This window comes from Polaromonas sp., assembly GCF_039930745.1.
In the GTDB taxonomy this organism is placed as follows: Bacteria; Pseudomonadota; Gammaproteobacteria; order Burkholderiales; family Burkholderiaceae_C; genus Polaromonas.
Genome location: NZ_JBDTTH010000079.1, coordinates 1 through 20171, shown reverse-complemented (window position 1 = coordinate 20171; position 20171 = coordinate 1). Strand labels below are relative to the sequence as shown.

Below are 20171 nucleotides of genomic sequence, written 5' to 3'. Positions count from 1 at the left end.
CCCCGGAGAACCCATGGAATTGACCCCGAGAGAAAAAGACAAGCTGCTGATCTTCACGGCCGCACTGCTGGCCGAACGGCGCCAGGCGCGCGGCCTGAAACTCAATTACCCCGAAGCTGTCGCGCTGATCAGCGCCGCCGTGATGGAAGGCGCACGCGACGGCAAAACCGTGGCCCAGCTCATGAGCGAAGGCCGGACCATCCTGACGCGCGCCGACGTGATGGACGGCATTGCGGAACTGATCCCCGACATCCAGGTGGAGGCCACCTTTCCCGACGGCACCAAGCTGGTCACCGTTCACCAGCCCATTGTTTAATCCCCACCGAGATAGCCACCATGCAATCCAAACTCAAAAACGCTCTTTTTTTGATAGCTGCTTGCGTCCTGTCCACCGGGGCTGGCGCCCATATTGGTCATGAATCCGGAGAGGCAGTCCACAGCCAGGCCGCCCTCCTCAGCGGTTTCCTGCACCCGCTGACCGGCGTGGACCACCTCGCGGCCATGGTCGCCGTTGGGCTGTGGAGCGCGCTGGCCGCGCGACGCGCCTGGCCCGACCTGCTGTGGGCGCCGATGGGTTTTGCCGCCATGCTGCTGGCCGGCGCCCTTCTCGGGCTCCAGGGCGTGCAATTGCCTTTCGTGGAACCCGTGATTGCCGCCTCGCTGCTGGTCATCGGCCTGCTGGTACTGACACGCTGGCGTGTACCCGGCATGGCTGCGGCAGCGCTGGTCGGCGTGTTTGCAGTTTTCCACGGCCTGGCCCATGGCTACGAGCTGGCCGGTAACTTCAGTGCGCTACCGGTCGTCGCGGGCATGCTGGCTGCCACGCTGTTGCTGCACGCTGCCGGCGTGGCCGCGGGCTGGGCCTTGCGCCACGCCAACTTCTGGGTGCCGCGCCTGACCGGCGCGGGCGTCGCCATCTTCGGACTGGCCTTGCTCGGCCGCCTGGCTTGAGGGGCCTCCCATGATTCCAGGTGAACTGCTGACCGACGGCCCCGACCACGAACTCAATACCGGGCGACGCACCCTGACCGTGGTGGTGCAGAACAGCGCCGACCGACCGATCCAGGTCGGCTCGCATTACCACTTCGCCGAAACCAACGGCGCGCTGGCCTTCGACCGCGCCGCCGCGCAGGGCATGCGGCTCAATATTGCCTCCGGCACGGCGGTCCGTTTCGAGCCGGGCCAGCAGCGCACGGTGGAGCTGGTGGACTTCGCCGGCGAACGAAAAATCTACGGCTTTCGCGGCCTGACTCAAGGGAAGATTTGATGCCCCCACGTTCATCACTTTGTGTATTCACTGCCCCCCGAGGGGGCGCTGGCCTCCCTTGGGGCGGCCCTGCGGGAGTCCGTTAATGGCAACGATTGGCAGACAAGCCTATGCCGAGATGTTCGGCCCCACGGTGGGCGACCGCCTGCGCCTGTCCGACACCGATTTGATGATTGAGGTCGAAGCCGACTACACGCTACGCGCCGGCAGTTACGGCGAGGAAGTGAAGTTCGGCGGCGGCAAGACGATTCGTGACGGTATGGCGCAGTCGCAGAAAACACGCGCCGAAGGCGCTATGGACTGCGTGATGACCAACGCGTTGATCATCGACCACTGGGGCATCATCAAGGCCGATATCGGCCTCAAGGGCGGCCGCATCGCGGCCATCGGCAAGGCCGGCAACCCCGACACCCAACCCGGCGTGGAAATGATCATCGGCCCCGGCACTGAAATCATCAGTTGCGAAGGCATGATCGTTACCGCCGGCGGCATTGACTCGCACATCCATTTCATCTGCCCGCAGCAGATCGAGGAAGCACTGACTTCCGGTATCACTACCATGTTGGGCGGCGGCACCGGCCCGGCTACCGGCACCTTTGCCACCACCTGCACACCCGGCCCCTGGAACATAGAACGCATGCTGCAGGCCGCCGACGCCTTCCCGATGAATCTGGGTTTTCTCGGCAAGGGCAACGCCAGCCTGCCGGCCGCGCTGCATGAGCAGATTGATGCCGGTGTGATCGGCCTGAAGCTGCACGAAGACTGGGGCACGACGCCCGCGGCCATCAGCAACTGCCTGGACGTGGCGGAAAAGACCGACACGCAGGTGGCCATCCACAGCGACACGCTCAACGAAAGCGGATTTGTCGAAAACACGATTGCCGCCACCAAAGGCCGCACCCTGTGCGCTTTTCATACCGAAGGCGCGGGCGGCGGCCATGCGCCGGACATACTCAAGGTCGTCGGTGAGCAGAACTTCCTTCCGTCCTCGACCAACCCGACCATGCCTTACACCGTCAACACACTGGACGAGCACGTCGACATGCTGATGGTCTGCCACCACCTGGACCCAGCGATTGCCGAGGACCTGGCCTTTGCCGAAAGCCGCATTCGCAAGGAAACGATTGCCGCGGAAGACGTGCTGCACGACCTGGGCGCGATCAGCATGATGAGCAGCGACAGCCAGGCCATGGGCCGCGTCGGCGAGGTCATCATCCGCACCTGGCAAACCGCGCACAAGATGAAAGTACAGCGTGGCAAGCTGCCCGGTGATCCCGAGCGAAACGACAACGTCCGCGCCAAACGCTACATCAGCAAATACACCATCAACCCGGCGATTGCCCACGGCATCGCGCATGAAGTTGGCTCGATTGAGCTGGGCAAGTGGGCCGATCTGGTGGTCTGGAAACCGGCCTTCTTCGGCATCAAGCCGGCGCTGATCCTCAAGGGCGGCTTCATCGCCATGGCGGCCATGGGTGACCCCAATGCCTCCATACCGACCCCACAACCGGTGCACTATCGCCCCATGTTCGGCGGCTTTGGCGGCGCGATCGCCAAAGGCTCGCTGACCTTCGTGTCGCAGGCCGGCCTGGCCGGTGGCATCAGGGAGCGTTTCGGTCTGGTCAAAACCCTTGCCGCAGTCAAGAACATTCGCGGCGTGCAAAAACGCCACATGATTCACAACGACTACGCGCCGAAAATGGAGGTCGATGCACAGACCTACGCCGTGCGCGCTGATGGTCAGTTGCTGACCTGCGAAGCGGCTATCAGCCTTCCGATGACTCAGCGCTACTTTTTGTTCTAACCACGCATGGAGATCCGAATCGACGACCTGCGCGGGGCGGGTATTGCCGCCTTGCTGCAAATACACCTCGATGCGATGCACGAACACTCGCCGCCCGAAAGCGTACACGCGCTGGACCTCGACGCGTTGCGCCATCCATCCATCACGTTTTGGACAGCGTGCGAGGGAGAAGAACTGATGGGTTGCGGGGCTCTCAAACAACTGACGCCCATGCACGCCGAGCTCAAATCCATGCGCACGGCTGCCGACCATGTGCAAAAAGGGGTGGCACGCGCCCTGTTGCGCCACATCGAGGCGGCTGCGCGTGCCAAAGGCATACGGCAGATCAGCCTGAAACCGGTCCTCACGCTCCTTTTGCTGCAGCACAAAAGCTGTATCGAAGTGAAGGCTTTGTGGAGTGCGGTCCCTTTGCCGACTATGTGCTCGACCCCTACAGCCTGTTCATGACCAAGACCCTTTGCTGAGGGATGCATACGGCCCTGCGCCACAATGCACGCATCCCTGAACACCAGAATTCTTATGCTCCAAGTCTCCAAATGCATCCCCCACGGCCAAGGCCTGGCGCCCGTACTGCTCAAACGCGCGGCCAGCGTCGAACTCGACTGGGACATCCGTCAGAAAAGCCGCTTCGAGGCCACGGATTCGCTGGGCCGCCATCTCGGCATCTTTTTACCGCGCGGTACGCTGGTGCGCGGCGGCGATGTGCTGATCGCCGAAGAAGGCTCGATGGTGAAAGTCATCGCGGCACCGCAAACCGTGCTGCGCATCACCGCTTGTCCAACCCACGGCACGCCCTTCGACCTGACGCGCGCGGCCTACCACCTGGGCAACCGGCATGTGCCCATCGAGCTCAAGCCGGATCACCTGAAGATAGAGCCCGACCACGTATTGGCAGAGATGCTGCGTTCCATGCACCTGATCGTCAACGAAGTCAGCGAAACCTTTGAGCCCGAAGGCGGCGCCTACAGCGCGGGCGGCCATGGCCATGCGCACGAGAGCGAACATGCTCATGTACCAGTAGCCGCCCCCGCGCCACATGTGCACGGTCCGGACTGCAACCACAGCCATGACCACGCGCATGACGATGCGCAGCCGGTCGCGATCCAGATCCACAAACACAAACCGCACAACCATTGAGCGCAACGGCCCAGCCCCTGCCGGCCGCCAGCCTGCTGCAACTGATCTGGCTGGCCTCCCCGGCCCTGCCGGTGGGCGGTTTTTCCTATTCGGAAGGACTGGAAGCCGGCGTCGATAGGGCGGGAGTAGCTACAGAAAGCATAGCGGCAGACTGGCTCAGCGACCAATTGCATCTGAGTCTGGCGAGAGGTGATCTGGCGGTGATCGCGCGGGCGATTCCGGCTTGGCGTAGCGGCGAACTCGACAAAGTGAAAGTACTCAACGACTGGGTGCTGCAAACCCGCGAAACCAGCGAGCTGCGCCTGCAGGCCGAGCAGATGGGCCGCTCGCTGGTGGAATGGCTGCGCAACCACCGCAGCGTCAGCGACACGCACATCGACGCCTGTGCCAAACTGCCGCCAACTTACCCGGTGGCGTATTCTCTGGCAGCCTCGGCACTGACCGCCAGCATCGCCGACTGCCTGGCTGCCTATGCTTTTGGCTGGGCCGAGAACATGGTGCAGGCGGCGCTCAAATCGGTACCTCTCGGGCAAAGCGCGGGCCAACGCATATTGTCGCGGCTGGCGGCCGAAATACCGGCGGCCATCGCTGAGGCTATGGCCCTCGCAGAGCATGAACGCCAGGCGTTTTCGCCCATGCTGGCCATTCTTTCTTCCCAACACGAAACGCAATACTCGAGATTGTTCAGATCATGACCCTGCACCACATACCCAACCGTACAAAGAAGTTGCCACCGCTGCGTGTCGGCATCGGCGGGCCGGTCGGTTCCGGCAAAACGACCTTGCTCGAAATGCTCTGCAAGGGCATGCGCGACAAGTACGACCTGGTCGCGATCACCAACGACATCTACACCAAGGAAGACCAGCGCATCCTGACCGTCAGCGGCGCTTTGGCGGCTGAACGCATCATGGGTGTGGAAACCGGCGGTTGCCCGCACACTGCCATCCGCGAAGACGCCTCCATCAACCTCGAAGCCATTGACCGCATGCTGGAGGACTTTCCCGATGCCGATGTGGTGTTTGTGGAATCCGGCGGCGACAACCTGGCTGCCACCTTCAGCCCCGAACTCAGCGATCTGACGATTTACGTGATCGACGTGGCAGCCGGCGAAAAAATCCCCCGCAAAGGTGGCCCCGGCATCACAAAAAGCGATCTGTTCGTCATCAACAAGACCGACCTTGCGCCTTATGTGGGTGCCGACCTCGCCGTGATGGAAGCCGACACCATCCGCATGCGCACCACGGCCAAAGGCCTCAAACCCTTTGTCATGACCAACCTCAAGACCCAGGCCGGCCTGGCTGAAGTCATTGCGTTCATCGAAACGCGAGGCATGTTGTCCGCGGGGTGATGCGTCTGGATGAGCCTCACGCGGTGCGGAAAATCGCGCGCCGGTTTCTCCCCTGCACCTTCGAGCGTTACAAGCTGGCCTTTCCCGAGTGGAACGAAGCTAGGGCAAATTGATTCCCGCCGTCGTCCCCAGGTACTTCTCCAATACCCCCAACTCACTAGCGCTTGGCGCGCCTTTGCCTGTGATCACGGCGTAAATATGTCCCCCGAAACCGCCACGCGGGTAATAGCTGAGATAGCCCCAGCCGATCAGCAGCTGGTTGTACGCACTGGGCGAAAAAGTCGCCGCCGCACTGGCAACCACGGCTGAATTGACACGCAGCTTCTGCGCACCGGGTGCCGATGTGAATGCGAACACTGCCGGTGTATTGGCCGGAATCTTTGTCGGACTGGCCAGCTCCACTTTCTGCCCGCCTGAATCTACCCATTTGGCTCCCGGAAAGCTGTTCGTGAAATTCAGCTCCGACGTGTGAGATTGCTCGGTCTGCGAAGCTTGAAACAGCACGCCCGTGTTGGATTGACCGGGAACGCTGGCGGCCACCATGACAAAGTGCGCGTCCTCGATGTTGTAAGGCACTCTGTTACTCGGGTTGGGCTGAACACCAGCTCTGCCAAGCGACTTTTTGCACCATAAGCCCCAGGTGTTGGCCACGGTATGGTCCGAGTTCTTCTTACCATTGGTCACGCGCATGATGGGCAAAACCATGGTGCCCATCCCGCCATGAGCCTTGTTGACTCCGTTGATCATCTCCATGGCGTTTCCCGCACTGGAACCGTAGCCCGAATCCGAGATGGCGCGGATCGGCTGGCCGGCCGCTGCGGGCGCACCGAGCATGTAGTCTGTGTAGCCGTCGGAAAGCTCCCATTTACAGGCGCTGTATTTCGCGATGATGGCCTGTGCCGCATCCTGCAGGCTGGTGGCCGCATGAGCCACCGGATCGTTGAGTGAGGATATTCTGCGCGGCGGCGGCACCTGGCCCGAGAGCTGGCCGTCGCTGGTGTAGCTCAGTGTCGCCACCCGGTTGGTCGCCGGTGTATAGGTAAAAGTGTCCTGGCCGTTCGCGCCGGCGGGAATAAGCAGCGACGATTTGCTCAATGTGCCGCCGTTGTTGGAAGCCACCGTCAACGCTACAGGCCGGGCCAGGTTGCCGCGGGCGGACACCGTGATTGCCAGAGGCGTACCGGCGAGCCCGTAGCCCGGGCCGTCATCGAACAGGCTCGCCTGCGCGATCCCGACAGCCGCTTTGAGCAGCCCGGACACCGCAGGCTCCATTGTTCTGTTCTGGTACCAGCTCGGCACATGATTGATCGCATAGTTGCGAATGGGCCAGTGGCTGCCGCCCATCCAGGTGTAGATCTCACACCCGGCCTGGTGCGCGTAGTTGACAGCCTGCGCGAACATGGTTTGCCAACGCGTGTCATCGAGCGGCATGCCGATTTCAGTCAGCGCCAGCTTGACGCCTTTCGCGCTGGCCCAGTCCGTGGCCAGCTTGATGCGGTCCATGCCAGTGGATGGCTTGATGGAGCCGACGCCGAAACCGGCACTGTAATTCTTGGCCACCTCGGTGTCGTAGTCAAAGGCCGCACCGTTGCTGAATGCGTCCAGGTACATGTGGACTTCATAGATGAGATTGGCACCAGCCAGCGGAAACCCCGGGTTTTTTGTGCCTATGACCACGGCCGAGCTGTACTGGTTTCCTCCCACGTAAATCGGGTTCACCGCGTCAACGGCGCGAATGGCATTGATCGCCGCCTGCGCAAAGGCCGGCCAGATGCTCAGGTCTTCCGCAATTTTGACCGTCTCTTCATTCCAGGCAATAACACCACCGGGTTTGGGCATGTCGTGCGGCTCGTTCATCAGTCCGTAACCGCCAAAACCGGGATGATTTTTCCACTTCGTCGCCGCGCGGGTCCAGAAATCCACGAAGTGAGCCTGCTGGAGGGTTGCACCGGCAGCCAAGGCGAAAATACGCGTTCGCACCTGCGTTTTGTCGGTGCTGAACGGGCGAACAAACGGATCGGCAGGAACCGTCAGGCCGATAATCGATCCATCCGGCTGAAACTTGAAGTCCTGGTAACGACAGTAATTGTGGTTGTCGATGATGCATTTCATCCCCACCGCTGCGTGCGCATCAAGCACACCGGTGATGTAGGACTCATAACCAGGGTGAAAAGCACCCGGTTGGCCAATAGCTGTTTTCACTGCGGTGTTTGCAACCGTGTCATGAAGCATGGGCTGCAGGAGTTCCCACTGGATCGGCAAACGGCTCTTGTTGTAGCCGCAAGAAGCAAGGTAGGCAATGTCTGCAGCGCGCGGCACGGTGAAATGCAAATTGGGAGCCGTGCTGGTACCAATACGTAAACCGGGCTTGGCCCACTCCATGCCTGAAAGATTGGTGCCCGCCGGAACAGACCCAATGGCCGCACTGGCCTCAGGAACCATACTGCCCCCTGTCGCCATGATCGCGCTCAGGCGCATAGTCCCTAAAGCAGCAAGCGCAGCCTGCGAAAATTCACGTCTTTTCATTGAGGTTCTCCTGATTCCCTGTTCGGGCCGGGTTGGTCGCGGCGATGGAGAGCTAGGGATTTCGCCAAGGCCTGCAAAGAACAAGCCGCAGAAGGTACCGACATCTTCGAACGAACCGCATAGCGCGGCCCGCTAAGGCCCCTTTAAATCACCTTAGCATGCGGGGAAAATTCTCGATGTTGCCTGCTGTAATACCTGTAATAGAACCGGCAGGCTTGCTGTGAAGGAGCGATAGCAAGGCACAAGCCAGGCAGCCACTTGCCGCCTCACCTGTTAACCGTGCCTGTGCCCTATTGAAAAGTTTAGTCGTGTACCGGTTAAGATATCGGTCTTGGAAGCGTGGCAGAGTGGTCGATTGCACCGGTCTTGAAAACCGGCAAAGGGAAACCTTTCGTGAGTTCGAATCTCACCGCTTCCGCCAGTCCTCAGCCCTTTTAGCCAGCCAAGCTATTGCGGCTGCATGCCCTGTCTTTTCGACAGCGGATGCTGTGACATGAAAACCAACATCTAAACCGGCCATCTCGGCCAGCTGGGCCTGCTTGTCTGCGCCTGGCTCTTTGTGCCCATGGCGCCAGTTGCTCACGACCTGCCGGCTAGTACCTAGTGCGGCGGCTAATTGGTTGTCGCTGCCCAGCGTTGCTGCGGCGCGATCAATCAGAAAATTAATGCGTTCTAAGTCTTGCATGTATACCTTTCTTGGTTTACATTGCGTGACGTAATCCGATATTAGTTTACGTACACCAAGTAAGGTTAATTATGCACGCTCAGGGGCTCGAGGGAAAGTCCGCCAGCAATTTGGCCGTGTCAGGGGTGTTTGCATACCGCACCACCCTGTATCCGGCCGCTGTCAGCCAGCCATCGCGGTCGCCGTCTTCTCGTTCTCTTCCTTTGTGGCTGCTGTCGTCGAGTTCGATGACAGCCAGGACGTCGAATGCTTTGGTGCAAAGCACGAAGTCCGCAAATTTCTGGCTGTATCTGTTGCGTGTTCCTCGTTGGTTGCTCCTGAGAAGCGCAGAAAAACAAACCTGCGACAGCACCACATGCTCGGGAAAGGTCGAGGTTAGCCGGAAGAACATTCCTTGCTCTCGCTTCGACAGCAGATCCTTCTTCCGGACATCGAGCTTGCGAGCGGATCCGCCCTGCTGCTTCGCTTTCAGCACGGTCACTATTGCTATCAGAACGGCAAGCCCTAGCACCAGCCAAATCAAATTTTTCATTTCTCCCTCTTACTGTTCAACTTCACCAGAGATTCGTTATTCAACATTTCAGGTCCTTGTACCTCTTGCGCAGGTTGTAGAGCTCGACTTCTTCCTCAGGAGTCGGAGTGGAAAAGTGAACCATCCCGATATCCAGGGCTTCGCATTCCTGACGATCTTTAAGCGACAGATTGATGCGCTTGATGGCTTTGTCGCGCTGTTCCGGCGCTCGGCCCGTGATCTGTTGCATGGCCTTCCCCATCTCACGTTGGGTTTCTACACGCTGAACATCAGCACCCTTTCGGCTTTGCCCGGAAGTCTTATCCAGACCTTGTGTCGGAGTGGTGTCAACGATTTTCGCCCCTACGCAAGGCTCATCGGAATACGTCACCTTCCCCTGGGTAATGCACTTGTAGGTCGGATCTCCTGCGGCGTGGGCGCTCAACGCAACAGAAAAGAGCAAAGCCGCCAACAGCGAGATGAATTTCATCTTTCGTCCTCCTTGAGCGGACATTTTGGCACTTCGGGTGCGACTGGTTCGGTGAAATTATGAAGACTAAACCGATTTCCTATTCACTCAGTAGTGAACCGTATTCCTACCAGGCGCACGCGGCTCGCTGCGCCGAAGCCGCTCGCTCCCGCGAAGTTCTGGTACAGCACGTGTTGGCCAGGCGCGGCCCCATCGTTTACTGCGCCGTCATCAAGGAACTCTGGGTTACTCCGGATGGCAAGGACTGCTGGACCCTGGAAACCCTGTGGCCGGAGAAAGCCAGGCTGACCATCCCAGTTCGCAACGTCATCCAGTGCGGCGGGGAGTTCTGCAGCTGCAAGGCCGCCGCTGGTGCCTGCGCAGGCCCGGCCCAGGCGGCAAGCGAAGCGCCGCCCAGGGCTGGGCTGGAGCAGGCTGACCCCGACCCCGGTTTTAGTCAGGCGGGCGTGGTAGCACCGCCTGACAGTCTCATTTTTGAGAAACCGCATGCAACGCAGCGGCCTGCGCTGCCGGCGGGTTTCTGACCGTGGCCTACGACACGATCAGATTGAAGTCGCCCACCATGTCCCGGGAATTCATCCGCGCCGTTGAACAGAAATGCATTCTGCGTTCCGGCATAGACATGGCCAGCGGCGAAATGATTTACGAATTGCACACCGGCCAGCTGCTCGGCTCCTGGGATGCCCGGATCTCGGTGATCCCGAAATACGACGACTGGATCGTTGACAAGAACGGCACGCCGCAGCGCCATGCCTGCGAGCCTTACCTGATGGTTGAGGCCAGCGTGCACAAAGTCATGCTCGGCCACAACGTCTACGGCGGGCCGACCAATTTCCTCGAGAGCTGCCGCTACCTGGTGAATTTAATTGCAAAGCTGCTCGAAGTCAATCTTCCGATTGCCGACGTGTGGACCGTCCACCGCGTAGACGTGGCCCACGTCTACCGGCTGTCCAAGGCGGCATGCAAACAGTTCTTCGACACCATGCAGCTCGTCAGCTTCCCGCGTCGGCAGAAGAAGGCCAGCAAGTACGACATGGCCGTTCACTTCCCCGGCAAGACCACGACGGTGAAGTTCTATCACAAGGGCTCCGAGTTCCAGGCGCACGAACCCAACCGGCTGCGCTCCTTCCTTCGCCACATGTTCCGGCACATCTACGGAGAAGACGGCAACAACTTCGAACGCGTCGAGCGAAAGATCAAAGCCCTCCAGCGCCTGGCCGACAACCGGCTGCGCGTCGAGGTCGGCATCAACAGCCCAAAACTCAATTACGACTTCGACAAAGACCCACAGGTTCACGAGTTGACCGACGCCTACCTTGAGGCATTACACGACAAGGAAATCGAGCGCATTTTGCGCGAAGGAAAGCAAGGCATGGAAACAGTACGCACGACAGACGCGGTATGCACACGGCTCCAAAACAAGTACGGCCGCACGGCAGGCAATCGCCTATACGGCTTCTGGCAATCGATGTGCACGGCCGGCAGCGACAAGACGGGCGACCGCTACACAAAGCCGACCTTCTACCGCAACCGGAAGTTGCTCGAGGACGCTGGCGTCAGCTGGATCGGCTCGGACATTGTGATCGTTGCCAATGACTCCCTCATTCACGATTTCACGCCGCAACGCGTGGACAGGCGGTTCTGTTTTTCACCGGCTCGGAACCGCCCTGAGTACCAAGTCAGCCGGGATTTAATGCGGCTCGCCGCGTAAGGAAAAACCATGTCAGCACAACCCGACAACATCAAGGCCATGCCAGGACAGCGGCGCCCGATGGAAGTGAGCATCCGCGGAAAGATCGAGGCCGCCCGCCGCCACGAAAAGAAACATTACACCCGCCTGGTCACGCCGGCGGCTGATGAGTACTCACGGCCGCAGACCGTCGAGATCCGCAGCAACAACCGCGTCGGCCAGATGGGCGACCTGGTCAGCGTCGATTGCAAGCTCGGCGGCTACACCCGCAAGCCCTTCAAGTCCACCGACAAGGAAACCGGCGAGATCTCCATGGTCACGCCGGTAGACATGACGCTTGACGCGATCGAGTAAAGGCCAGCGTTTCGCTTGCGAAACCTGAAAGCAGCCGGTAGCCCTCGCCCGAGGGCCTCCGAGTGTTCTTAGGAGAAAACCATGGTTGATGTAGCCGTAGTTCAACAGTTCTTGCTAGATGTCATACCGGCCGTCGCAACGGTCGGTGTAGCGTGCCTCGGCATCAAGTGGGCCATTGAAACGTTGAGGTTTATCCGCGAACAGATCGGCATCGACGGTGTCGAAGGCGCCGTCAATAAATACGTTTCAGAGGATGGCCGTACGGTGTACTTGGATCGGGACGGCGAAAACATCTACGAGACAGACGCCGTTGCGCCTGATTGGGAGGGTTACACCGCAGCCGACGACGCACGCGACCGTGCTGCAGCAGGCTTGCAGCCTAATCCAAATTGGACGCAGAGCGCAGAAATCCAGAATGCGATGATTTCTCAGGACACGGCGCCGGTTTATCGCCCGGCGACGTCCGAGGAGGCGGCGGTTTGGGCAGACATCAATGCCAGGTTTGATGCCCAGGAGGCCGCCGACGCCGCATTTTTTGGCGCCATGACGCCCTACGAGAAGTACCTCGCTAAGGCTTCGCCAGAGGATCTGGCGCGCGACGCCGAACTTGAAGCCGAAAGCGCCGCAGAGGACGCCCGCATCGCCGCGAAATACGGCGTGCCCGTCCTGAGCGAAGCCGACAACAACCGGCTGATGGCGCTCAAGGAAATCAGCAAATCGCAGGACTTCGACCAATGAAGCGCTTCCTCGCCACCTTCTTTAACGGCATCGCCTGGCGCTGGGGCGCCATCGTCGCCGTAGCGATTGCCGGCTACCTGGTGGAAGTGTTCAGCCGTGCCTGATCCCCTCGTCATCGACTGCAGCAGCGCCTGCACCGTCACCGTGGTGCATGAGCTGTCATTGCCACCGCTGCAGCTCGACCTCGAGCAGGGCGGCGCCATCGCAGCAGCCGTGATCGGCGTCTGGGTGCTCGGGTGGGGGATCCGGATGCTGATCCGGTCCATGAATGGAAGTGTGACAGCGGGGCAGGAGGACTCGCTCGGTTAGGCAGTGATTTCAGCCGGGAGGCGGCCAGCGTTGTGAAACGTCGTCGCTCTCTCGGGTGCAATCCCGAATGTTTCGGGACCACCGGAAACGGAGTCCTTATGGAAAACAAAACAAACCTTCTGCAGATGATGCTGGCGCTGGTCCTCATGGCCCTCGCCGCACTGGCTGTGCCCGCACACGCCGCAGCCGTCGATGTTGCCAACATCGTGACCGATATCGGTGCCCAGGCCGTGCCCATCGGTCTGATCGGCGGCGCTGTCCTGCTGATCGTCGTGGCTGTCAAAGCCTTCAAGTGGGTCCGCTCGGCGCTGTCTTAAGCGTCTGCTGAAAAGCTCCGGCGTGCACGCCGGGGTCTTTCACCAAAGGGCCAGCGGTTGACCCTTCGTTGAAAGGCAAGTGTTGGGAATTTTTGTGGTTATCGCACTGCTGGGGGCCGCGTGGTTAATTTTTACCGCGTAGGCACTGGCATTCTGCTTGCCCTCATCTTGGGCATGTTGGGTACACCGGCTCGCGCTTCTTTTGCACCTTCATATGGTCCTGATGAGGCCGCAATTTCGGCTTACCTGAGTACCTGGATGCCGTCCTGTAATGCTTTTTCCGGTGGTGCTGGTGCTCCCTGCGCTGTGGAGTTGCGTTGCGAGGGGCCTTGCTCTAGTCCGCGTGGTTATTCCGTCCTCGCTAATCAGACCTTGCTTGTCATTGTTTTCACTGGTGCCGGGCCGTATTACAACTCGGTCTATCGAAACCCGGCTATCCCTTACGCCACCGTCTGTCCTTCCAACTCCACGCTAGGCGGTGGCGTGTGTACTTGCAATGCGCCCACCTATGTGCAGTCAGGCAACGCTTGCATTTCCTTGCAGGTTCAGCAAAACACTGAATGCAAGGCTCTTGCTGATGGCCTTAATTTGCTCGGTGCGCCGATGGTGCATTTTGGTTCAGTGGGTCTCACAGCGTGCTTCGGCGGCTACGTCATCAAGGGAAGCGGCGGCGCGGGTGGCGGCGGTCAATCCGAGCTGTACGGGCCTTTCGCGTGCAGTGGTCAAAACGCCTCCGCCTGTTCTGTAGTTCCCAAGCCATCCGACATCACGGCCACTTGCGCCCCCGGTTCTTATCCGGGCACGGTCAACGGCGCCCAGGTCTGCATTCCGCCGTCATCGACGGTAGACGCGCCCAAGACCACCACAGCCACACCGCCCACGCCTGGCGCATCGGCGCCCACCATCCCCGGCGCTCCCACCGGCACGACCGAGCAGACCACCCAGACCACCTGCAGCAACGGCAGCTGCACAACCACCACCAGCAACAAGGACGCCAGCGGGGCCAGCACCGGCACGACGACGAAGACCGAGTCCCAGGCCAGCTATTGCGCGATGAACCCCAAGGCACCCGGCTGCGACAAGGTGGCCGATGCCTCCACCTTCTCGGGCGATTGTGCCGCCGGCTTCACGTTCAAGGGGGACGCGATCCAGGGCGCGATTGCCAAAGAGGTGCACCGGCAGAACTGCCTGATGAATGCGCCCAACGAAGAATCAGCGCTCTACGACACGGAGAAGGTCAAAACCGGCAACCGGACCTTGAACCTGCCGGGCAATGACACCCTGAGCATTTCATCCGCCAATTTCGACCAGAGCAACGCGCTCAGCGCGGGTCCGGCCTGCATTGGCAACAAGTCGGTGACCGTCATGGGAGCGACCGTCAGCCTGCCTTTCTCGACCATCTGCCCCTGGCTGGAAAACCTCGGTCTGGTGCTCATGGCCATTTCTGCGCTGTTGTCGGCGCGCATCGTGACGAGGGGTTGATATGCCTTTATTTCTCGCTTCCCTGGGCGGCATGCTGCTGCGCCTGTCTGGCTCGATCGCCGGGCAGGTCCTGCTGTCCCTCGGGATCGCTGTCATCACCTATACCGGCGTGGATGTCACGCTGACCTGGTTGAAGGGCCAGGCCGTGGCCTCGTTCGCCGGGCTGCCGGCTGAAATGATTGCGCTGATGGCGTATATGAAGATCGGCAACTGCATCAGCATGATCTTCTCGGCCATCGTGGTGCGTCAGACACTCAACGGCGTCACCAGCGGCACGTTCAAGAAGTGGGTGACCCGGTAATACTGCACCTGGTCACAGGCGCGAACGGCGCCGGCAAAACCCTCAACACCCTCAAGTGGGTCCGCGAACGCCAGCTCAAGGAAAACCGCGCCGTCTATTACAACGGCCGCTTCGAGATGGTCGCCGACTTCGGCTGGCTCAAGTTCGACTTCAAGGACTGGCAGGATCTGCCCGATGGGGCGATCATCATCGTGGACGAATGCCACAACGACCTGCCGGTGCGCGGCAGCTCGGCACCGGTGCCCGAACCGGTCCGCATGCTGGCCGAACATCGCCGCCGCGGCTTTGACTTCTATCTCATCACCCAGCACCCGCAGAACCTCGATCTGTTCGTCCGGCGCCTGATCGGCTCGCCTGGCTGGCACCGGCATTTGAAACGCACCTTCGGGGCGGATCTGGTCAGCTGCCTGGAGTGGTCGGCCGTCAATGGCAACTGTGAGAAGGCCGGCGCCGGCAAGGATGCCAAGGTGTCCATGATCGCGTTCCCGAAGGAGGTTTATGCCTGGTACAAGTCGGCCAGCCTGCACACCGGCAAGAAGGCCGTTCCCAAACAGGTTTACGTGCTGGTGGCGCTGGCCATCCTGATCCCGGTCATGATCTGGTTCGCGTACCAGTCCCTGATGCGCCCGGCCAAGGCCATCACCGACAAAACTCCGGCCGCGGCAGCCGTCCAGCCGGGCTACACGCCCCGCCAGGAAGAAAAGCGCTCCATGACCAGGGCAGAGTACGTACAAAGCTTCCAGCCGCGCTTTGAGGGCCTGCCGCAGACCGCGCCCAGGTATGACGAGATCAACAAGGCGCAGCAGGCGCCCAAGCCGGCCGCCTGCCTGGACGGCCGCAAGCCAGGCGCGAAGGCCAGGACCTGCCAATGCTGGACCCAGCAGGCCACGCCGCTGCAGGTCCCGGCCGACCTGTGCCGGCAGATCGCGGCTGGCGGCTTCTTCGACGACTCGCTTCGGCCACAGGAGAGGCCCGATCAGGGGCGGGTGGCGGAAGCTCCCCGCGCGTCCGCTGCAGACGTGCAGGGGGCTTCCCCGGTTTCAATCTTCAATGCAGGCTTGGTGCTGCCACCGCCTGATACACGCAGCACGGTTTCCCGGGATGCGGAGACGCTGGCGTTTATGGCCAAGCGCAGGCAGATGCAGTAGGTTGAACCATCACCCTTGAGCGCAGTTGGTTGACGGCTTTTTTAGTTGGCGCTAATATCTCCGCCAGTGGGTGGTTGGGTCTATGACTCAACCACGGGCATTGGTACACCCTGCTGTGTACCAGCGTGAATACGTATGCCTGCCGAAGCTCGTTAGAGCCAGGCCTCATTCGATGGGATATCCGTACGAATGACAGAGACATCTCAATTTTTATTGAGATGGCATTTTGTTATTCATTCCATCGGAGGCTACATGCCCAAATCTCACGTCAACGCGCGCAGCAATGCGTGTACTCATCAATCTGGTCGCTGCTACTACTGTCAAGTCTTGATGGCTGTAGGTGACATTTCTCGGTTCGCAAGGCAGTACGGTTTGTCTGAACGCCAGGCCAGGCGTCATTTATGTACTGCGGAGCACTTGCAGCCAAGGTGGGAAGGAGGCACCAATTGCAGAGCGAATATCGTCGCCGCATGCTGGCACTGCAACAAGCTGCGGCATGCACGCTCGAAAGCACTTGCTCCGCCAGCTTTCAAGTCACTTGTGCAAAAGCGCATTGCACAGGGGCGATGGCACTCAGCATATGTATTTATGCGTGGCTTGGCTTAAAATTCAAATCTTCAAGTCGTGAAATTCGCCTGACATTTTTCCATGCAAGGTCTTTACTGCCTGCTGGTAGGCCCCGGGCTGTGTAGAGGCAAAAACGGCCGTGTGGGTCTTGGTAGCAAAAGGAAGCGTATGGGGGTGTTCAATTGGTTCAGAAAAGTCGTCTTCACTGCAGAGAAGGAAGCGAGCCTTATTGAAGCGTTGGAAAATGTGCCCAGCACATCGACTGCACTCGATCAAACACTCCGCGGCGATATTCTCAGACGTCGCGGAAATGCCTTTCTTGCAGAAGACAAATTGGACGAGGCATCAACCAGTTACCGTGAAGCCATTGCAGTCAATCCGCAGGACGCTGATGCCTACCTCAATCTTGGGTTCGCTCTCGGTGAACAACAGCACTATCAAGAGGCAGAACACGCGCTCCAACGGAGTTTGGACATTAATCCAGCACTGATCGACGCTTTTTATGTGCTCGGTGTCATCGCCAAGAGGCAGGGCAAGACAGAGATCGCCATAGAAAATTTCGTTCGAGTGCTCGACCTCAAGCGGGACTTCGAGATCGTTTATAGCGATTTGTGCCAGATGCTATTGGAAAGCGGGCAAGTCGGGCGTGCCAAAGAAATTGTCCTCAAAGGGATCGCCGCACACCCAGAGATAATGGATTTTCACGCGCATCTTGGGAGTTTGTATGCGTACGAAAACGATTTGGAGCAGGCCATCAATTGCTTTCAGAAGGCGTTGAAGCTCAGCCCGGATCATGCGCAGGTTCATAGCCGCCTGGGAAATCTGTTCCGGAGAGTCAATAGATTTGAGGATGCATTGGCGAGTTATGACAAGCTGATAGGTCTGAATCCGACCTCTGCAGAGGTTTTCAACGACCGCGGCATTGCGCTTGGAGGGCTCGGTCGGCATGAAGATGCGTTAGCTTCCTTTCAGCAGGTATTGGTATTAGAGCCGCTGCACGCAAATGCTTTGGGAAACCTTGGCGCAATGTTGGGCTGCTTGCATCGGCACGATGATGCTGCACGTGCCTTTGCGCGATTGATCGAAATTGAGCCGGAGTATCCCCATGCCATTGGGAACTTGTTGGGCTCGAAAATGTATTCGTGTGATTGGTCGCAGTATGAATCGGACCTGAAGCGTTTGAATAGTGCCGTCATGATTGGAAAAAGAGCGGTTGGGCCATTCACGTTTCTGGCGGCGACATGGTCAGCGGCCGCGCTGTTGCAGTGCGCACAGACACATGCTGCCGCGGTATGTCCACCCACGGAGAAGCCCTTGTGGAGTGGTCAGCGGTACGCGCATGACAAGATTCGGGTGGCATATCTTTCTGCGGATTTTCATGACCATGCAACCGCCTATTTGATGGCTGAACTGTTTGAACTTCATGATCACGAACGGTTCGAGATCATCGCGCTATCGTTTGGTCCTGATTCCAAAGGATCCATGCGTCAGCGCTTGCTTCGTTCGTTCGATCGGTTTGTTGACGTTCGAACAAAGAGCGATCGGGAAGCGGCCAGTTTGCTTAGGGACATGGAAATCGACATCGCGATTGATTTGAAAGGATTTACCACGGATGGCCGACCAGGAATTTTGGCCCAAAGGCCTGCTCCTATTCAGATCAACTATTTGGGCTTTCCCGGAAGTATGGGAGCGGAATATGTCGATTACATCCTTGCGGACCGTTACGTTATTCCTGTTGAACACCAGCGGTTTTATTCGGAGAAAGTAGTGTGGCTGCCGGATAGTTATCAGGCCAACGATACGCAGCGACAGATTGGAAAAACAACGCCTACCCGAGCGGAATGCGGTTTGCCAGCGTCTGGTTTTGTCTTTTGCTGCTTCAACAACAATTACAAAATTACGCCCGACATATTCGAAGTCTGGATGCGCCTGCTGACCGAGGTCAGCGGTAGCGTATTGTGGTTGCTGGAAGACAATGCAGCAGTCTCTCGGAATCTGCGTTCTGAGGCATTGCGCCGCGGTGTCGCAGGAGAACGATTGGTCTTTGCGCCTCGGTTGGACTTGGACGAGCACCTGGCGCGGCACAAACTGGCAGACTTGTTTTTGGACACGCGCCCATACAACGCGCACACTACTGCCAGTGATGCGTTATGGGCCGGTTTGCCCGTTCTAACCTGCATGGGTACGACGTTTCCCAGCCGGGTGGCCGCCAGTTTGTTGAATGCGGTGGGACTGCCTGAACTGATCACTGAAAACTTGGCGGACTATGAGGCACTAGCCCTGAAGTTGGCAACGTGTCCCGACTTGCTGTCCGATATTCGTGCCAAGCTATCGCGAAATCGGTCTGAATATCCCTTGTTCGACACAAACCGCTTTTGTTCCCATATTGAATCCGCGTATACATTGATGTGGGAAAGACATCAGCGCGGAGAGCCACCGGTCAGTTTTGCGGTTCCCTCCGTGTCTTAGGGCTACGCTGAATAAGTGCCCAGTTGGCCTACGCTTGCATGTGGAAATGTATAGCTCGTAGAGAACGTCAATGAAACAGCAAGCCCTTGCCATGGCAGCAGACCAGATCTTTGAGAACTACCGTAAGCCCACGTGGCGCGACGAATTTCTCAAGACCGTGGAAGCCTGCAAGTTGCCCCTTACGCGATATCGGAATTGCTGCCGCAATCCCATCACCCATGCACCAACTGGTGCACCTCCCCCGCCAGGTCCGCCAGCGTCGGCTTGATGTTCGAGCTCCCCAAGATGAACGCCGCACTCTGCCAGTCATCCGCACTGTAGTTCTGCCCGATGTGTTTGTGCAGGCCGCGCAGCTTCTGCACATCGGTCGCCTTGCAAAACACCTTGCCCGCACTCCAGTCCGCCTTGTGAATATTCGCCACCTCCAGCTGCTGCACCTTCGTCAAACCCGCGATCAGCTCGGCCACAGGCGCATGGTCCGCCTCCTCCAGGGCTTCGGCCAGCACCCGGATCGCCTGTTCCGCTGACCAGGCCGGCGCTTCGGGCCTACCCGCTTCCCCGTCCAGCTGCAGCTGGCCCTGGGCGGCCGCCTTCTTCGCTGCCTTCTTGTCCTCTTTCTCGGCCTCAAGTTCTTCCTTGACCGCCACCAGTAGCGCCCGCGCCTCCGTCCGGCCAGCCTTGCCCTCGCTGATGCGTCCCGCCAGGTCCAGCCCGCGCGGGTGCCATTTGCCCGCCTTCTCGACCTGGTGCAGGCACAGCACCGTCTCCAGATCCTCGCAACCCTCCCGCTCCATCCACCATTTCGTGTAATAGCCCAGCTTCTCAATCGATGCCGCCAGGTGTTTGGACACCCAGGGCTTGGACTTCCGGACGATCTGGCTGATCCCGGTCATGATCTGGTTCGCGTACCAGTCCCTGATGCGCCCGGCCAAAGCCATCACCGACAAAACCCCGGCCGCTGCAGCCGTCCAGCCTGTTGATTTCCACTGAATCTTGACCCCGGTTTTTCATCTAATTTTGACCCCACC

The 20171-nt window shown here is 59.4% G+C and carries 23 protein-coding genes and 1 tRNA gene; 19 read left to right on the top strand and 5 right to left on the bottom strand.

The window, feature by feature from the left end:
• Window positions 1-13 precede the first annotated feature (13 nt).
• From ABI660_RS18590 to ureG, 8 genes are all read left to right on the top strand, one after another.
• A complete protein-coding gene (locus ABI660_RS18590; protein ID WP_300535249.1) occupies window positions 14-316 on the top strand; it encodes an urease subunit gamma in 303 nt (100 codons plus the stop codon).
• A 20-nt stretch (window positions 317-336) separates the two neighbouring features.
• Window positions 337-951: a HupE/UreJ family protein gene (locus ABI660_RS18585; protein WP_348070858.1), complete on the top strand. Its 615-nt coding sequence runs from the start codon at window positions 337-339 to the stop codon at window positions 949-951.
• A 10-nt stretch (window positions 952-961) separates the two neighbouring features.
• Window positions 962-1267 carry an urease subunit beta gene (locus tag ABI660_RS18580; protein ID WP_348070856.1) on the top strand — a complete coding sequence of 102 codons (306 nt, stop codon included), beginning with the start codon at window positions 962-964 and terminating at the stop codon, window positions 1265-1267.
• Between the two features lie 85 nt (window positions 1268-1352).
• Entirely contained in the window at window positions 1353-3071 is a 1719-nt protein-coding gene (gene ureC / locus ABI660_RS18575; RefSeq protein WP_348070854.1) for an urease subunit alpha, read from the top strand.
• A gap of 6 nt (window positions 3072-3077) precedes the next feature.
• On the top strand, window positions 3078-3518 hold the full coding sequence (locus tag ABI660_RS18570) for a GNAT family N-acetyltransferase (protein WP_348070852.1): 441 nt from the start codon (window positions 3078-3080) through the stop codon (window positions 3516-3518).
• Window positions 3519-3590: 72 nt separating this feature from the next.
• Complete coding sequence (ureE, locus tag ABI660_RS18565) at window positions 3591-4208, top strand: urease accessory protein UreE (RefSeq protein WP_348070850.1); 618 nt, start codon at window positions 3591-3593, stop codon at window positions 4206-4208.
• On the top strand, window positions 4205-4903 hold the full coding sequence (locus ABI660_RS18560) for an urease accessory UreF family protein (protein ID WP_348070848.1): 699 nt from the start codon (window positions 4205-4207) through the stop codon (window positions 4901-4903). Before ureE ends, ABI660_RS18560 begins: the two co-directional genes overlap by 4 nt.
• Window positions 4900-5556, top strand: coding sequence for an urease accessory protein UreG (gene ureG, locus ABI660_RS18555; RefSeq protein ID WP_348070846.1), 657 nt, complete (start codon window positions 4900-4902; stop codon window positions 5554-5556). The genes ABI660_RS18560 and ureG overlap by 4 nt, the downstream gene beginning before the upstream one ends.
• 99 nt (window positions 5557-5655) lie before the next feature.
• Here the strand turns inward: ureG and ABI660_RS18550 are convergent, their stop codons facing one another.
• Complete coding sequence (locus tag ABI660_RS18550) at window positions 5656-8082, bottom strand: cellulase family glycosylhydrolase (protein ID WP_348070844.1); 2427 nt, start codon at window positions 8080-8082, stop codon at window positions 5656-5658.
• 333 nt (window positions 8083-8415) lie between these two features.
• On the opposite strand from ABI660_RS18550, the gene ABI660_RS18545 reads away from it, so the two are divergent.
• A tRNA-Ser gene (locus tag ABI660_RS18545) sits at window positions 8416-8503 on the top strand.
• On the opposite strand, the gene ABI660_RS18540 is transcribed toward ABI660_RS18545, so the two are convergent.
• The 3 genes from ABI660_RS18540 to ABI660_RS18530 all read right to left on the bottom strand — a co-directional run bounded on the left by ABI660_RS18540 (window position 8489) and on the right by ABI660_RS18530 (window position 9768).
• Window positions 8489-8767: a hypothetical protein gene (locus ABI660_RS18540; protein WP_348070842.1), complete on the bottom strand. Its 279-nt coding sequence runs from the start codon at window positions 8765-8767 to the stop codon at window positions 8489-8491. The two genes, ABI660_RS18545 and ABI660_RS18540, sit on opposite strands and share 15 nt — an antisense overlap.
• A gap of 79 nt (window positions 8768-8846) precedes the next feature.
• Window positions 8847-9299: a DUF2726 domain-containing protein gene (locus tag ABI660_RS18535; RefSeq protein ID WP_348070840.1), complete on the bottom strand. Its 453-nt coding sequence runs from the start codon at window positions 9297-9299 to the stop codon at window positions 8847-8849.
• Between the two features lie 40 nt (window positions 9300-9339).
• Window positions 9340-9768 (bottom strand): DUF4124 domain-containing protein, encoded by a 429-nt coding sequence (locus tag ABI660_RS18530; RefSeq protein ID WP_348070838.1) that lies wholly within the window; start codon window positions 9766-9768, stop codon window positions 9340-9342.
• Window positions 9769-9827: 59 nt separating this feature from the next.
• Here ABI660_RS18530 and ABI660_RS18525 point away from each other — a divergent pair, with 59 nt between their 5' ends.
• From ABI660_RS18525 to ABI660_RS18480, 10 genes are all read left to right on the top strand, one after another.
• Window positions 9828-10292, top strand: coding sequence for a hypothetical protein (locus ABI660_RS18525; protein ID WP_348070836.1), 465 nt, complete (start codon window positions 9828-9830; stop codon window positions 10290-10292).
• 2 nt (window positions 10293-10294) lie between these two features.
• Entirely contained in the window at window positions 10295-11479 is a 1185-nt protein-coding gene (locus ABI660_RS18520; protein WP_348070834.1) for a phage/plasmid replication protein, II/X family, read from the top strand.
• A 9-nt stretch (window positions 11480-11488) separates the two neighbouring features.
• The gene (locus ABI660_RS18515; RefSeq protein WP_348070832.1) at window positions 11489-11812 is read left to right on the top strand and encodes a single-stranded DNA-binding protein; all 324 of its coding nucleotides are present in this window, start codon (window positions 11489-11491) and stop codon (window positions 11810-11812) included.
• 81 nt (window positions 11813-11893) lie between these two features.
• Window positions 11894-12550 carry a hypothetical protein gene (locus ABI660_RS18510; protein ID WP_348070830.1) on the top strand — a complete coding sequence of 219 codons (657 nt, stop codon included), beginning with the start codon at window positions 11894-11896 and terminating at the stop codon, window positions 12548-12550.
• Between the two features lie 96 nt (window positions 12551-12646).
• Window positions 12647-12859 (top strand): hypothetical protein, encoded by a 213-nt coding sequence (locus ABI660_RS18505; protein WP_348070828.1) that lies wholly within the window; start codon window positions 12647-12649, stop codon window positions 12857-12859.
• 98 nt (window positions 12860-12957) lie between these two features.
• Window positions 12958-13176 (top strand): major capsid protein, encoded by a 219-nt coding sequence (locus ABI660_RS18500; RefSeq protein WP_348070826.1) that lies wholly within the window; start codon window positions 12958-12960, stop codon window positions 13174-13176.
• A gap of 372 nt (window positions 13177-13548) precedes the next feature.
• Complete coding sequence (locus ABI660_RS18495; protein ID WP_348070824.1) at window positions 13549-14658, top strand: virulence factor TspB C-terminal domain-related protein; 1110 nt, start codon at window positions 13549-13551, stop codon at window positions 14656-14658.
• Between the two features lies 1 nt (window position 14659).
• A complete protein-coding gene (locus tag ABI660_RS18490) occupies window positions 14660-14959 on the top strand; it encodes a DUF2523 domain-containing protein (RefSeq protein ID WP_348070822.1) in 300 nt (99 codons plus the stop codon).
• Window positions 14944-16107 (top strand): zonular occludens toxin domain-containing protein, encoded by a 1164-nt coding sequence (locus ABI660_RS18485; RefSeq protein ID WP_348070820.1) that lies wholly within the window; start codon window positions 14944-14946, stop codon window positions 16105-16107. The genes ABI660_RS18490 and ABI660_RS18485 overlap by 16 nt, the downstream gene beginning before the upstream one ends.
• A gap of 648 nt (window positions 16108-16755) precedes the next feature.
• Window positions 16756-19143 carry a tetratricopeptide repeat protein gene (locus ABI660_RS18480; RefSeq protein ID WP_348070818.1) on the top strand — a complete coding sequence of 796 codons (2388 nt, stop codon included), beginning with the start codon at window positions 16756-16758 and terminating at the stop codon, window positions 19141-19143.
• Window positions 19144-19355: 212 nt separating this feature from the next.
• On the opposite strand, the gene ABI660_RS18475 is transcribed toward ABI660_RS18480, so the two are convergent.
• Entirely contained in the window at window positions 19356-20036 is a 681-nt protein-coding gene (locus tag ABI660_RS18475; protein ID WP_348070816.1) for a hypothetical protein, read from the bottom strand.
• Window positions 20037-20171: the final 135 nt, after the last annotated feature.